General features: G+C 57.9%; 24 protein-coding genes. 22 read left to right on the top strand and 2 right to left on the bottom strand.

What is annotated here, in order from left to right:
- The 10 genes from tuf to rplP all read left to right on the top strand — a co-directional run.
- The coding region (gene tuf / locus LZG00_16215) for an elongation factor Tu (GenBank protein ID MCF3595537.1) at nucleotides 1–351 on the top strand (351 nt) is incomplete at its 5' end.
- Between the two features lie 101 nt (nucleotides 352–452).
- Complete coding sequence (rpsJ, locus tag LZG00_16220; GenBank protein ID MCF3595538.1) at nucleotides 453–761, top strand: 30S ribosomal protein S10; 309 nt, start codon at nucleotides 453–455, stop codon at nucleotides 759–761.
- 14 nt (nucleotides 762–775) lie between these two features.
- Nucleotides 776–1,642: a 50S ribosomal protein L3 gene (gene rplC / locus LZG00_16225; GenBank protein ID MCF3595539.1), complete on the top strand. Its 867-nt coding sequence runs from the start codon at nucleotides 776–778 to the stop codon at nucleotides 1,640–1,642.
- The gene (gene rplD, locus LZG00_16230; protein ID MCF3595540.1) at nucleotides 1,639–2,256 is read left to right on the top strand and encodes a 50S ribosomal protein L4; all 618 of its coding nucleotides are present in this window, start codon (nucleotides 1,639–1,641) and stop codon (nucleotides 2,254–2,256) included. The genes rplC and rplD overlap by 4 nt, the downstream gene beginning before the upstream one ends.
- Complete coding sequence (locus tag LZG00_16235; GenBank protein ID MCF3595541.1) at nucleotides 2,253–2,549, top strand: 50S ribosomal protein L23; 297 nt, start codon at nucleotides 2,253–2,255, stop codon at nucleotides 2,547–2,549. Before rplD ends, LZG00_16235 begins: the two co-directional genes overlap by 4 nt.
- A gap of 188 nt (nucleotides 2,550–2,737) precedes the next feature.
- Entirely contained in the window at nucleotides 2,738–3,580 is an 843-nt protein-coding gene (gene rplB / locus LZG00_16240; GenBank protein MCF3595542.1) for a 50S ribosomal protein L2, read from the top strand.
- 3 nt (nucleotides 3,581–3,583) lie between these two features.
- Nucleotides 3,584–3,862: a 30S ribosomal protein S19 gene (gene rpsS / locus LZG00_16245; GenBank protein MCF3595543.1), complete on the top strand. Its 279-nt coding sequence runs from the start codon at nucleotides 3,584–3,586 to the stop codon at nucleotides 3,860–3,862.
- Between the two features lie 3 nt (nucleotides 3,863–3,865).
- A complete protein-coding gene (rplV, locus tag LZG00_16250; GenBank protein ID MCF3595544.1) occupies nucleotides 3,866–4,246 on the top strand; it encodes a 50S ribosomal protein L22 in 381 nt (126 codons plus the stop codon).
- Nucleotides 4,246–4,953, top strand: a complete 708-nt coding sequence (gene rpsC / locus LZG00_16255; protein MCF3595545.1) for a 30S ribosomal protein S3 — start codon at nucleotides 4,246–4,248, stop codon at nucleotides 4,951–4,953. Before rplV ends, rpsC begins: the two co-directional genes overlap by 1 nt.
- Before the next feature lie 12 nt (nucleotides 4,954–4,965).
- Nucleotides 4,966–5,379: a 50S ribosomal protein L16 gene (gene rplP / locus LZG00_16260; protein MCF3595546.1), complete on the top strand. Its 414-nt coding sequence runs from the start codon at nucleotides 4,966–4,968 to the stop codon at nucleotides 5,377–5,379.
- Nucleotides 5,380–5,568: 189 nt separating this feature from the next.
- Here rplP and LZG00_16265 read toward each other — a convergent pair whose 3' ends face one another.
- On the bottom strand, nucleotides 5,569–6,453 hold the full coding sequence (locus LZG00_16265) for a hypothetical protein (GenBank protein MCF3595547.1): 885 nt from the start codon (nucleotides 6,451–6,453) through the stop codon (nucleotides 5,569–5,571).
- A gap of 2 nt (nucleotides 6,454–6,455) precedes the next feature.
- Nucleotides 6,456–7,076, bottom strand: a complete 621-nt coding sequence (locus tag LZG00_16270) for a 2OG-Fe(II) oxygenase family protein (GenBank protein ID MCF3595548.1) — start codon at nucleotides 7,074–7,076, stop codon at nucleotides 6,456–6,458.
- Nucleotides 7,077–7,274: 198 nt separating this feature from the next.
- On the opposite strand from LZG00_16270, the gene rpmC reads away from it, so the two are divergent.
- From rpmC to rplO, 12 genes are all read left to right on the top strand, one after another.
- Nucleotides 7,275–7,478 (top strand): 50S ribosomal protein L29, encoded by a 204-nt coding sequence (rpmC, locus tag LZG00_16275; GenBank protein MCF3595549.1) that lies wholly within the window; start codon nucleotides 7,275–7,277, stop codon nucleotides 7,476–7,478.
- Between the two features lie 12 nt (nucleotides 7,479–7,490).
- On the top strand, nucleotides 7,491–7,721 hold the full coding sequence (gene rpsQ, locus LZG00_16280; GenBank protein MCF3595550.1) for a 30S ribosomal protein S17: 231 nt from the start codon (nucleotides 7,491–7,493) through the stop codon (nucleotides 7,719–7,721).
- Nucleotides 7,722–7,800: 79 nt separating this feature from the next.
- Entirely contained in the window at nucleotides 7,801–8,169 is a 369-nt protein-coding gene (rplN, locus tag LZG00_16285; GenBank protein MCF3595551.1) for a 50S ribosomal protein L14, read from the top strand.
- A gap of 1 nt (nucleotide 8,170) precedes the next feature.
- On the top strand, nucleotides 8,171–8,482 hold the full coding sequence (rplX, locus tag LZG00_16290; protein MCF3595552.1) for a 50S ribosomal protein L24: 312 nt from the start codon (nucleotides 8,171–8,173) through the stop codon (nucleotides 8,480–8,482).
- Nucleotides 8,475–9,038: a 50S ribosomal protein L5 gene (gene rplE, locus LZG00_16295; protein ID MCF3595553.1), complete on the top strand. Its 564-nt coding sequence runs from the start codon at nucleotides 8,475–8,477 to the stop codon at nucleotides 9,036–9,038. Before rplX ends, rplE begins: the two co-directional genes overlap by 8 nt.
- A 21-nt stretch (nucleotides 9,039–9,059) precedes the next feature.
- Nucleotides 9,060–9,365, top strand: a complete 306-nt coding sequence (gene rpsN / locus LZG00_16300) for a 30S ribosomal protein S14 (GenBank protein ID MCF3595554.1) — start codon at nucleotides 9,060–9,062, stop codon at nucleotides 9,363–9,365.
- A 10-nt stretch (nucleotides 9,366–9,375) separates the two neighbouring features.
- A complete protein-coding gene (gene rpsH / locus LZG00_16305) occupies nucleotides 9,376–9,768 on the top strand; it encodes a 30S ribosomal protein S8 (protein MCF3595555.1) in 393 nt (130 codons plus the stop codon).
- Between the two features lie 10 nt (nucleotides 9,769–9,778).
- A complete protein-coding gene (rplF, locus tag LZG00_16310; protein MCF3595556.1) occupies nucleotides 9,779–10,312 on the top strand; it encodes a 50S ribosomal protein L6 in 534 nt (177 codons plus the stop codon).
- An 11-nt stretch (nucleotides 10,313–10,323) separates the two neighbouring features.
- Complete coding sequence (gene rplR, locus LZG00_16315) at nucleotides 10,324–10,683, top strand: 50S ribosomal protein L18 (GenBank protein MCF3595557.1); 360 nt, start codon at nucleotides 10,324–10,326, stop codon at nucleotides 10,681–10,683.
- 119 nt (nucleotides 10,684–10,802) lie between these two features.
- Nucleotides 10,803–11,375: a 30S ribosomal protein S5 gene (gene rpsE / locus LZG00_16320; GenBank protein ID MCF3595558.1), complete on the top strand. Its 573-nt coding sequence runs from the start codon at nucleotides 10,803–10,805 to the stop codon at nucleotides 11,373–11,375.
- A gap of 12 nt (nucleotides 11,376–11,387) precedes the next feature.
- Nucleotides 11,388–11,576, top strand: a complete 189-nt coding sequence (gene rpmD, locus LZG00_16325; GenBank protein MCF3595559.1) for a 50S ribosomal protein L30 — start codon at nucleotides 11,388–11,390, stop codon at nucleotides 11,574–11,576.
- A gap of 589 nt (nucleotides 11,577–12,165) precedes the next feature.
- Nucleotides 12,166–12,639, top strand: a complete 474-nt coding sequence (rplO, locus tag LZG00_16330; GenBank protein MCF3595560.1) for a 50S ribosomal protein L15 — start codon at nucleotides 12,166–12,168, stop codon at nucleotides 12,637–12,639.
- The last annotated feature ends 56 nt before the right edge of the window (nucleotides 12,640–12,695 follow it).

Genomic DNA, 12,695 nt, shown 5'->3' on the forward strand with positions numbered 1-12,695 from the left:
CTGCGCGGCATCGACCGTGAAGGTGTTGAGCGTGGGCAGGTTCTCTGCAAGCCCGGTTCGGTGACCCCGCACACGAAATTCGAAGCCGAAGCCTATATCCTGACCAAGGATGAAGGTGGTCGTCACACGCCGTTCTTCGCCAACTATCGTCCGCAGTTCTACTTCCGCACGACCGACGTGACCGGAACGGTAACGCTGCCGGAAGGCACTGAAATGGTGATGCCGGGCGACAACCTGAAGTTTGAGGTTGAACTGATCGCTCCGATCGCGATGGAAGACGGTCTGCGTTTCGCCATCCGTGAAGGCGGCCGCACCGTTGGTGCCGGCGTCGTATCCAAAGTCATCGAATAATTTGTAGGGTGGGTTGCAAGACCCACCCTGCGGGTTCGACGAGGGGGGCCGGATGATCCGGCCTTCCTCCTATCAACTCCAACGCCGCGAAAGGCAAAAATATGCAATCGCAAAATATCCGCATCCGGCTCAAGGCCTTTGACTACCGCGTACTGGACGCCAGCACGCAGGAAATCGTCAATACCGCCAAGCGCACAGGTGCCCAGGTGCGCGGGCCGATCCCGCTGCCGAACAAGATCGAAAAATTCACCGTTCTGCGTAGTCCGCACGTGAACAAGAAATCGCGCGACCAGTTCGAGATCCGCACGCACAAGCGTCTCTTGGACATCGTCGACCCCACCCCGCAGACCGTTGACGCGCTGATGAAGCTCGACCTCGCCGCGGGCGTGGACGTTCAGATTTCAGTTTGAGGGGGGCAGTAGAGATGTTGCGCTCAGGCGTTATCGCAAAGAAAGTCGGCATGACCCGGCTTTTCATGGAAGACGGAAAACAGATTCCTGTGACCGTTCTTCAATTGGACAAACTGCAGGTCGTGGACCAGCGTACCGCTGAACGAGATGGCTATACCGCCGTCCAACTCGGCGCAGGTACAGCCAAGGTCAAGCGCACCAGCCAAGCCATGCGCGGCCACTTCGCGGCTGCCAAGGTTGAACCGAAACGCAAAGTCGCAGAGTTCCGTGTCACGCCCGAAGCTCTCATCGCCATTGGCGAAGAGATCACGGCGAATCACTACTTTGAAGGCCAGTATGTCGATGTGTCCGGCACGTCGATTGGTAAAGGCTTTCAGGGTGCCATGAAGCGTCACAACTTTGGTGGTCTCCGGGCCAGCCACGGTGTGTCGATCAGCCACCGTTCGCACGGCTCGACAGGGCAGTGTCAGGACCCGGGCAAAGTCTTCAAAGGCAAGAAAATGGCCGGTCACATGGGCGCTGCCCGTGTCACCACGCAGAACCTGCAGGTCGTTCGCACCGACGCCGATCGTGGTCTTATCATGATCAAAGGCGCCGTTCCCGGCTCCAAAGGTGGTTGGGTTACGGTCAAGGATGCGGTGAAAAAGCCGTTCCCTGAAAATGCGATCCTGCCCGCTGCTTTGAAATCGGATGCTGAAGCTGCCGCCAAGGCCGCCGAAGAAGCCGCTGCTGCCGCAGCCGCTGAAGCCGAGGCCGCCGCAGCCGCCGCCGCAGAGGCCGAACAGGCCGCTCTGGATGCTGCAGAAGCCGCGGAGGCCAAGGTCGACATCGTTGCCGAAGCTCAAGCAGCTGAAGCCGAGAAGAAGGAAGGCGAGGAATGAAACTCGACGTGATCAAACTGGACGGCAACAAAGCCGGTTCGGTCGAACTGGACGAGGCCCTGTTCGGGCTCGAGCCACGCGCCGATATCCTGCATCGTGTTGTCCGCTGGCAGCGCAACAATGCGCAAGCTGGCACTCACAAGGTCAAGACGCGCTCGGAAGTGAAATATTCGACCAAGAAGATCTATCGCCAAAAAGGCACCGGTGGCGCACGCCACGGCGCCCGCTCGGCACCGATCTTTCGCGGTGGTGGTGTCTATAAGGGCCCGGTTGTTCGCAGCCATGGCCACGATCTGCCGAAGAAATTTCGCAAGCTGGGGCTGATGCACGCTCTGTCCGCAAAATTCAAAGCGGGTGAGCTGGTGATCATCGAGAATGCCGAGTCAGAAGGTAAAACCAGTGCGCTGGCCAAGCAGGTGAAAAACCTTGGTTGGAAACGTGCGCTGATCATCGATGGCGCGGAAGTCAACGAAGGCTTCCTGCAAGCGGCCCGTAACATCGAAGGTCTGGATATCCTGCCGTCGATGGGCGCAAACGTCTATGATATCCTCAAGCGTGACACTCTGGTGATCACCAAAGCGGGTATCGAAGCACTGGAGGCTCGTTTGAAATGAGTGCGAAAGCTCAACATTACGACGTGATCCGCAAGCCGATCATCACCGAGAAATCGACCATGGCGTCGGAAAACGGTGCGGTTGTGTTCGAGGTCGATATCGCAGCCAACAAACCCCAGATCAAAGAGGCGGTTGAAACGCTCTTTGGGGTGAAGGTGAAAGCGGTCAACACCACGATCACCAAGGGCAAGGTCAAGCGGTTCCGCGGCCAACTGGGCAAGCGGAAAGACGTCAAGAAGGCCTACGTTACCCTGGAAGAGGGAAACACTATCGACGTGTCCACAGGACTCTGATAGGAAGCCGCGAATCTGGCTCATGGCCCCGGGTTTCACCGGGGCCATAGCTTTTTAAGTCGGGGACCTTAGGGGCCCTATATCTCGGTCACCCATGGCGATTTCTACGAAATCCGCCTCGGGGGGCTTAACATAGGCGGGGCTTTCCCAATATCGGGCCCGTCACAAGCAAACGGAAGACAGAAAGCATGGCACTCAAGTCGTATAAGCCGACGACGCCGGGCCAGCGTGGGCTGGTGCTGATCGACCGTTCGGAGCTTTGGAAAGGTCGTCCGGTCAAATCACTCACTGAGGGTTTGACCAAATCGGGCGGTCGGAACAACACCGGACGGATCACGATGCGCCGCACAGGCGGCGGGGCAAAGCGTCTCTATCGTATCGTCGATTTCAAACGTAACAGACGTGACTCTTCGGCGGTCGTCGAGCGGATCGAATACGATCCCAACCGGACAGCCTTTATCGCGCTGGTACGGTATGAAGATGGTGAACAGTCCTATATCCTGGCGCCGCAGCGTCTGGCGATTGGCGATCAGGTGATCGCGTCGGCCAAGGCCGATATCAAGCCGGGTAACGCGATGCCGTTTTCGGGCATGCCGATCGGCACGATCGTTCACAACATCGAGTTGAAACCCGGCAAGGGCGGACAGATCGCACGCGCCGCTGGCACCTATGCCCAGTTTGTTGGTCGTGATGGCGGTTATGCGCAAATCCGGCTCAGCTCGGGCGAACTGCGTCTGGTGCGTCAGGAATGCATGGCCACCGTTGGTGCCGTGTCCAACCCCGACAACAGCAACCAGAACTACGGCAAGGCCGGTCGCATGCGCCACAAGGGCATCCGCCCGAGCGTTCGTGGTGTTGTGATGAACCCGATCGATCACCCGCATGGTGGTGGTGAGGGTCGCACGTCTGGTGGTCGTCACCCGGTGACACCGTGGGGCAAGCCGACCAAGGGTGCGCGCACTCGGAACAAGAACAAAGCGTCCAGCAAGCTGATCATCCGCTCGCGGCACGCCAAGAAGAAGGGACGCTGATAGATGTCTCGCTCTGTTTGGAAAGGCCCATTTGTCGACAGCTACGTGCTCAAGAAAGCCGAAGCTGCGCGCGAGTCGGGCCGCAACGACGTTATCAAGATCTGGTCGCGTCGCTCCACCATCCTGCCCCAGTTCGTGGGCCTCACTTTCGGCGTCTACAATGGCAAGAAACATATCCCGGTCAACGTGTCCGAAGATATGATCGGCCAGAAGTTCGGTGAGTATTCGCCGACGCGGACCTATTACGGTCACGCAGCCGACAAAAAAGCGAAACGGAAGTAAGTCATGAGCAAGGATAAAAATCCCCGCCGCGTGGCCGATAACGAAGCAATGGCGAAAACCCGCATGCTCCGTACTTCCCCGCAAAAGCTGAATCTGGTCGCACAGATGATCCGTGGCAAGAAGGTGGACAAGGCCCTTACGGACCTGACGTTCTCCAAGAAGCGGATCGCACAGGACGTGAAGAAATGCCTTCAATCCGCGATTGCCAACGCCGAAAACAACCATAACCTTGATGTCGACGAACTCGTCGTGGCCGAGGCATGGGTGGGCAAGAACCTGACCATGAAACGCGGTCGCCCGCGGGCCCGTGGCCGGTTTGGCAAGATCATGAAGCCGTTTGCGGAACTGACGATCAAAGTGCGTCAAAATGAGGAGCAAGCCTGATGGGTAACAAAGTCAATCCGATCGGCATGCGCCTTCAGGTCAACCGCACCTGGGACAGCCGCTGGTTCGCGAATACCAAGGATTACGGCGATCTTCTGCTGGAAGACCTGGCGATCCGCGAGTTCATCAAGAAAGAGTGCAAGCAGGCGGGTGTTGCCCGTGTGATCATCGAGCGTCCGCACAAGAAGTGCCGCGTTACGATCCACACTGCGCGTCCGGGTGTCATCATCGGCAAGAAAGGTGCAGACATTGAAGTTCTGCGCAAGAAACTGGCCGCGATGACCGACAGCGAGTTGCACCTCAACATCGTCGAAGTCCGCAAGCCCGAGCTTGACGCGCAATTGGTGGCCGAGAGCATCGCCCAACAGCTTGAGCGTCGGGTCAGCTTCCGCCGTGCGATGAAACGGAGCGTGCAGAACGCCATGCGTATGGGTGCCCTCGGCATCCGGGTAAACGTCGCGGGTCGCCTTGGCGGCGCCGAGATTGCCCGGACCGAATGGTATCGCGAAGGCCGTGTGCCGTTGCATACGCTGCGTGCCGACATCGACTATGCCGGCGCCGAAGCGATGACGGCTTATGGCATCATCGGGATCAAGGTCTGGATCTTCAAAGGCGAGATCATGGAGCATGACCCCCAAGCGCGTGACCGCAAGGCACAGGAACTCCAGGACGGTCCGGCCCCACGTGGCGCCGGTGGCCGCCGCTAAGGAGATAAAGAGATGCTTCAACCAAAGCGCACTAAATTCCGCAAGCAGCACAAAGGCCGGATCAAGGGACTCGCCAAAGGCGGTTCCGATCTGAACTTCGGCTCTTTTGGCCTCAAGGCGACCCAACCCGAGCGTGTGACAGCCCGTCAGATCGAAGCGGCCCGCCGCGCGATGACGCGCCACATGAAACGTCAGGGTCGTGTCTGGATCCGGATTTTCCCGGATGTGCCGGTCTCCTCCAAACCCACCGAAGTTCGGATGGGTAAGGGTAAAGGCTCGGTCGACTTCTGGGCCTGCAAGGTCAAACCTGGCCGTGTGATGTTCGAGATTGACGGTGTTGACGAAGACGTCGCACGCGAGGCTCTGCGCCTTGCCGCGATGAAACTTCCGATCAAGACACGCATCGTCGTTCGCGAAGACTGGTAAAGGCCGAAAGCGCCTACGCGCTTTTGGACCAGTGCGGTGCAGGCAGTTTCGCAGAAGCTGTCCGGGCCGCACCCCGGTGAAGAAAAATGGCCCCCCGTGCGAGAGATCGCGCGGGGGCTTTTGATTTGGTGGTTCGTTTTCGTAGTGAGTTACGGTGATTGAAATCTGCCCATCCGGGGCGACAAGGTCTCACTCAAATTTCAAACGCCCAAGGCTATCCCCTGATGCGGTTTCCGCGACGTCGACAGCATAAAGCCGCGTCGCCAAGGCTTGTACCCGCGCATCCGCCCGCAGCGCCTTGATGGGGAAGGTGGAGTTATCCGACACGCTCAATACTGCGTTCAGGATGTCGCGCTCTGGCGATGTTGTGTCTGTTGCATGATGTCGCTCGGCGATCATTTCAAAAGCGGGCAATTGGTTGAACGGTGTCTGGACCAGATCGAGATCTTTGGCCAAGCCGTTCAGCCCGCGAAACAAATCATCGGTATCGACGTTCAATGTGATCACCCGTTCAAAATTCATTGCCCAAGCGGGGTGGGTTTGAGCGCAGAGATGTTGATCAATCGGTGAGGGAAGAAGAAGCGGCTTGCCATCCAGAAACGCACCCAACTCTGCGATGGACATACCTTCAGCGCCAATATCACGCCCGACAAACGCGTTGATCTCTGCGCGCATGACCTTCCGACGCAGGACATGGCGGAAAATTGACACGAAACGCGCCGTCGGATCGCGGGTGACGCGCAGAAGGGTGAACCCTGCGCCATTGCTCTTGGCAACCTGTCTGGCGGCGTGGTGGTAGGTTGCGCTGTGGTAATACACGCGGCCGCGAAAATCATGTGGCCAGCGGCTGAAATACTGTGACGCTTCCAGCAGCCCCTCCTGATAGAGAAACCACAAGAGAACCTGTGTGCACGCCGATTTCGGAGACCATGAAACAACCAGTGGCGCCCCTGTGGCGATCAAAGGCCGGGCGCCAGCCATCAACGGGTGATCAGCGTCGATACCTTCCGGCGGTTTCGGCCCGCTGCGGCGCGGTGTTGGTTCTTCAACGGTGCGGCGAAAAAGACGGCGCACTCTCACCCCCACCGATAATTGAAGCTCACCGAAATCCGATCTTCTTGTGCGCCGTTCATTGGTACCTCGTGGCGTAGCCAGCTTTCCCAGAGCAGCACATCCCCCACCTTGGGGGTGACATAGATGAACTGCCGCAACTCCTGCCGTGCGTCCTTCTTCCGGGTGGGGGAGGCCATCATCCGGGCCGAGCGGGGGTCCTCCAGCTTCAAGGCCGACGCACCGTCAGGCATCGCCACATATGTGGTACCGGAAATCACCGAATGTGGGTGGATATGCGAGGAATGGGTGCCGCCTTCGGGCAGGATGTTGATCCATAGGTCTTCAAGTTTGAGCTTGCGTCCGTCGAGATCGAACTCCAGATCCTCGGCAAAGGCCGCGACATGCTTGTTCAGCACCTTTTTCAGATCCTTGAAGATCGGAAAGCGCCAGGGCAGATCGGTGAGCGAAGCATAGGACGTATAGCCGGGATAGCCATTGTCGTCGCACCACGTCTGACCGGCCTCATCCTCCTCGGCAATCGCCCAGCAGGATGTTTCCAGTTCTTCCGGATCTATAGGCTTGCCAAGCTCGCTGAGGGCAGCGCGGTAGAGACGGGTGACGAAGAGGGAATCTATTTGTGCCATAGCGGTGTATTTACCTTAGTGTTAGCTCTAGGGCGAGAGGCAGAATGGTGGGCAGATTGCCCACCTTGCGAAGTTTTCCCCGAAAGGGCTTGCCACATGCCGACCCCCGGTGTATTGCGCAGCCTTCACCCCAGAACTCCACTGGAATCAGGGTGACCTTTCGGGGCCCTCCAGTGATGTTGAAAAGGAATATAAGGCATGACCGCCAAAGACCTGCGTGACAAGACGCCGGATCAGCTCCGCGAGGAACTGGCCAATCTTAAAAAAGAGAGCTTCAACCTGCGTTTTCAGCAAGCTACGAGCCAGCTGGAAAATACTGCGCGTATGCGCATTGTAAAGCGCGAGACCGCGCGCGTGTTGACCATTCTCAACCAGAAAGCCGCGCAAGCGGCCGCTGAATAAGGAGCCTGACAGATGCCCAAGCGAATTCTCACAGGCACCGTGACCAGCGACGCCAACGCCCAAACCGTAACCGTGTCGGTCGAGCGCCGCTTCACGCACCCGGTTCTCAAGAAAACCATTCGTAAGTCCAAGAAATACCGGGCGCACGATGAACAGAACGCTTTCAAGGTCGGTGACAAAGTTCGCATCATCGAATGCGCACCGAAATCGAAAACGAAACGTTGGGAGGTTCTGGAGGCGTAAGCCGACAGAGCCTTTTGGCATATTCGAAACCCTGGGGAAATCGCCACGGATCGGCGCCCCATAGGTCGGGAGAAACCAAATGATCCAGATGCAGACCAACCTGGATGTTGCTGACAACAGCGGCGCTCGCCGCGTTCAGTGCATCAAGGTTCTGGGTGGTTCCAAGCGGAAATACGCGAGTGTCGGTGACATTATCGTAGTATCCGTAAAGGAAGCCATCCCGCGCGGTCGCGTGAAAAAAGGCGACGTGCGCAAAGCCGTCGTCGTGCGCACCGCCAAGGAAGTTCGTCGTGACGACGGCACCGCGATCCGTTTTGATCGCAACGCCGCCGTGATCCTCGGAAACAACATGGAGCCAGTCGGCACCCGTATCTTCGGGCCAGTGGTTCGTGAGTTGCGCGCGAAGAACTTCATGAAGATCATCTCGCTTGCGCCGGAGGTGCTGTGACATGGCTGCTAAATTGAAAAAAGGCGACAAGGTCGTCGTGCTGACCGGCAAGGACAAGGGCAAGCAGGGGTCTATCACCTCGGTTGATCCGTCTGCCGGTAAGGCCGTGGTGGAGGGCATCAACATGGCCATCCGTCACACCCGTCAGAGCCAGACAGCCCAGGGCGGGCGCATCCCCAAAGCGATGCCGATTGCCCTCAGCAATCTGGCCCTGCTTGACAAGAACGGCAAACCCACCCGCGTTGGCTTCAAGATCGAAGGCGACAAGAAAGTGCGTTACGCCAAGACCACGGGGGACGTGATCGATGCTTGATGCTGCAACTTATACCCCACGTCTGAAGGCCGCTTACAACGACACCATTCGTCCCGCGCTGAAAGAAGAATTCAGCTACGGCAACGACATGATGATCCCGCGGCTGGAAAAGATCGTGCTGAACATCGGCTGTGGCCGTGCGGCTGTGAAAGACTCCAAGAAAGCCAAATCGGCTGTTGAGGATCTGACGCTGATCGCCGGTCAAAAGGCGTTGATGACCATTGCCAAAAATTCCATCGCCGGTTTTCGCGTTCGCGAAGGCATGCCGATGGGTGCCAAGGTCACGCTGCGCGGCAACCGGATGTATGAATTCCTCGACCGGCTGATCACCATTGCAATGCCTCGCGTTCGCGACTTCCGCGGCGTTTCGGGCAAGAGCTTTGATGGACGTGGCAACTATGCCATGGGCCTGAAAGAACACCTCGTCTTCCCCGAGATCAACTTCGACAAAATCGAAGAGAACTGGGGTCTGGACATCGTGATCGCAACCACCGCGAAAACCGACGCGGAAGCCAAGAGCCTGTTGAAAGCCTTCAACATGCCCTTCAACAGCTGATCCGCGGGAGGAATTAGAGATATGGCCAAGAAATCCATGATCGAACGCGAAGCAAAGCGCCAAAAGCTGGTGGAGAAGTATGCCGCCAAACGCGCCGAGCTCAAAGCAATCATCAACGACCAGGAAAAGCCGATGGAGGATCGCTTCCGCGCTTCTCTGAAACTGGCGAAACTGCCGCGCAACAGCTCGGCAACCCGCCTTCACAACCGCTGCCAGCTCACCGGGCGTCCGCATGCTTACTACCGTAAGCTCAAGGTCAGCCGGATCGCGCTGCGCGAGCTGGGGTCTGCTGGTCAGATCCCCGGCCTGGTGAAATCGAGCTGGTAAGGAGAGAGATATGAACGATCCTATCGGCGATATGCTCACCCGTATCCGCAACTCGCAGATGCGTGGCAAATCAACCGTTTCCACTCCGGCGTCAAAGATCCGCGCCTGGGTTCTGGATGTGCTGGCCGACGAAGGCTACATCCGCGGTTATGAAAAAGGCACCGATGCCCTGGGTCACCCGACCCTGGAAATCAGCCTGAAATACTTTGATGGCACTCCTGTCATTCGCGAACTGAAGCGGGTCTCCAAACCCGGTCGTCGCGTTTACATGGGCGTCAAGGATGTCCCTTCGGTCCGTCAGGGTCTCGGGGTATCGATTGTCAGCACATCCAAGGGTGTGATGTCGGATGCAAGCGCACGCGCAGCCAATGTTGGCGGCGAAGTGCTCTGCACGGTGTTCTAAGGAGAGCGATATGTCTCGTATTGGTAAAAAACCAGTCGGTCTGCCCTCGGGCGTCAGCGCCGCAGTCTCCGGTCAGACCATCGAAATCAAGGGTCCTAAAGACACACAGACTTTCACGGCCACTGATGATATTACGCTTCGCGTCGAAGACAACACCATCTCGATCATTCCACGTGGCAAGTCCAAGCGGGCACGCCAGCAATGGGGCATGAGCCGCTCTGTTGTCGCCAACATGGTGCAGGGCTGTTCGGAAGGTTTCAAGAAAGAGCTTGAAATCAACGGCGTTGGCTATCGTGCGCAAATGCAGGGCAACACTCTGAAACTCGCGCTTGGCCTCAGCCATGATGTGAACTTTGAAGTGCCTGATGGTGTGACGGTAACCTGCCCCAAGCAGACCGAAATCGTTGTTGAAGGCACCGACATCCAACTCGTTGGTCAGGTTGCGGCGAATATCCGCGAATGGCGCAAGCCCGAGCCCTACAAAGGCAAAGGCATCAAATACAAAGACGAGTATATCTTCCGCAAGGAAGGCAAGAAGAAGTAAGGACCAGACAGATGGCAAACAGCAAACGGACCCTGTTCCTCAAGCGCCGCCTGCGCGTCCGGAACAAGCTTCGCAAGGTGAACGCGGGCAAGATGCGCCTTTCCGTTCACCGTTCGAACAAGAATATCAGCTGTCAGCTGATCGACGATGTTCAGGGTGTTACCCTGGCCTCTGCCTCCTCGCTCGAAAAAGATCTCGGCGTGACGGGCAAGAACAACGTCGAAGCAGCAGCCAAGGTGGGATCAGCCATCGCAGAACGCGCCAAAAAGGCGGGTGTAAGCGAGTGCTATTTCGACCGTGGTGGCTTCCTCTATCATGGCAAGGTGAAGGCTCTGGCCGACGCTGCGCGTGAAGGCGGACTGAAAATCTAAGAGACTGCGGGCGTCGCCAGAGGTGACGCCCCGATGATCCGGGCTTTGGGTGATCTATGCCCAGCACCAGGATTGGCAAACTACGGCGCTGACCCGCGCCAGGACTATGGAGATGCCTGATGGCACGAGAAGGACAACAACGGGGCCGTGGCCCACGTCGTGAGGAAACCCCCGAATTCGCCGACCGCCTGGTCGCGATCAACCGGGTCAGCAAAACCGTGAAAGGTGGTAAACGCTTTGGCTTTGCTGCTCTCGTGGTGGTTGGTGATCAAAAAGGTCGCGTCGGTTTCGGCAAAGGCAAGGCGAAAGAGGTCCCCGAGGCCATTCGCAAAGCCACGGAGCAAGCCAAGCGCCAGATGATCCGCGTGCCGCTGCGCGAAGGTCGCACGCTGCACCACGATATGGAAGGTCGCCACGGCGCCGGTAAAGTCGTGATGCGGACCGCCCCTGAGGGCACCGGGATCATCGCCGGTGGTCCGATGCGCGCCGTGTTCGAGATGCTGGGCATCAAGGACGTTGTGTCAAAATCGCTCGGTTCGCAGAACCCCTATAACATGATCCGCGCCACCATTGACGGCCTGCAAAAAGAAAGCAGCCCCCGCATGGTGGCCCAACGTCGCGGCAAAAAAGTGGCCGACATTCTGGGCAAAGGTGATGCACCTGCCGCTCAGCCTGCCGACGCTGACGCATAAGGAGCGCGAGTTATGGCTAAAACCATCGTTGTAAAACAGATCGGTTCTCCGATCCGCCGCCCCGCCAAACAGCGCCAGACGCTGATCGGGCTGGGCCTCAACAAGATGCACAAGACCCGCGAGCTGGAAGATACCCCTTCCGTGCGCGGCATGGTCGCCAAGATCCCGCATATGGTTGAGATCATCGAAGAAAAAGGTTGAGTGTGGTGGTGGGCTAGGGCCCACGCTGCGTGAGATTTGAGAGCGCCCCGCAGGAAGCTGCGGGGCGTTCGCTATTTCGTCTGCAACGAAAAATTTGAACCGCTAAGCCTGAAATTTAACAGACCTTCCTGGGCCGAGGGCGTCGAGCCATTTTCAAAAGTTAGCTATACAATTCCCAATTGCAGAGGGTGAACCTATGAGGGAAAACGACGCGTCATCACCATTTTGATACATAACGCAGCGGCAATTCCTCCATGCTGGATAAATGCTGTCACGACAGGCGCCTGTCGGTTTTTGGCGATATTCACGAAAAGAAAACGGCTTTGCGTGGGCGCGATGCCTGAAGTTATTCCAGCCCGTGCTTCGCGCGGGCAGCGCCCGAACCGCCCCCACGGGGCGGGCGCTTTCAGCACCAGCCCCTCGGTTCGGGCGCTGCCCTCCGAAACCACATCACTGCCACCCCTTGATCCCTCTCTTCATCCCGTCTATAGCCCCCGGGTGGCCCAGTGCCACACGACTCAATCAACCAAGAAACGCCGCGTTTGGCTCCCTTCGCTTCATGGGCCAATTCCGGCAAAGGAGAAGCGATATGAAACTTAATGAACTGCGCGACAATCCCGGCGCAACCAAATCCCGCAAGCGTGTTGGCCGTGGCCCCGGCTCTGGCATGGGTAAGACCGCCGGTCGCGGTATCAAAGGTCAGAAATCCCGTTCGGGTGTGGCGATCAAGGGTTTTGAAGGCGGGCAAATGCCGCTCTATCAACGCCTGCCCAAGCGTGGCTTCAACAAGCCGAACCGCAAGAAATTTGCCGTGATCAACCTCGGCCTGATCCAGAAATTCGTCGATGCCAAAACGCTCGACGCGTCCAAAGCCATCACCGAAGACGTGCTCGTCGAAACCGGTGTCGTGCGTCGCAAACTTGACGGTGTGCGCGTGCTGGCCAAGGGTGAGATCAGCGCCAAACTGAACCTCGAAGTGACCGGCGCGTCGAAAGCCGCTGTCGAAGCGGTAGAGAAAGCCGGTGGGTCGCTCAAGGTCACAGCTGCGCAAGCTGCTGAATAAGAGGTTGTTCCCGGCCCTCGCGGGCCTTACATAACCTCCAGTTTTCCAAAAGCGCC

This window comes from Rhodobacteraceae bacterium LMO-JJ12, from assembly GCA_021555075.1.
Lineage (GTDB): Bacteria > Pseudomonadota > Alphaproteobacteria > Rhodobacterales > Rhodobacteraceae > JAKGBX01.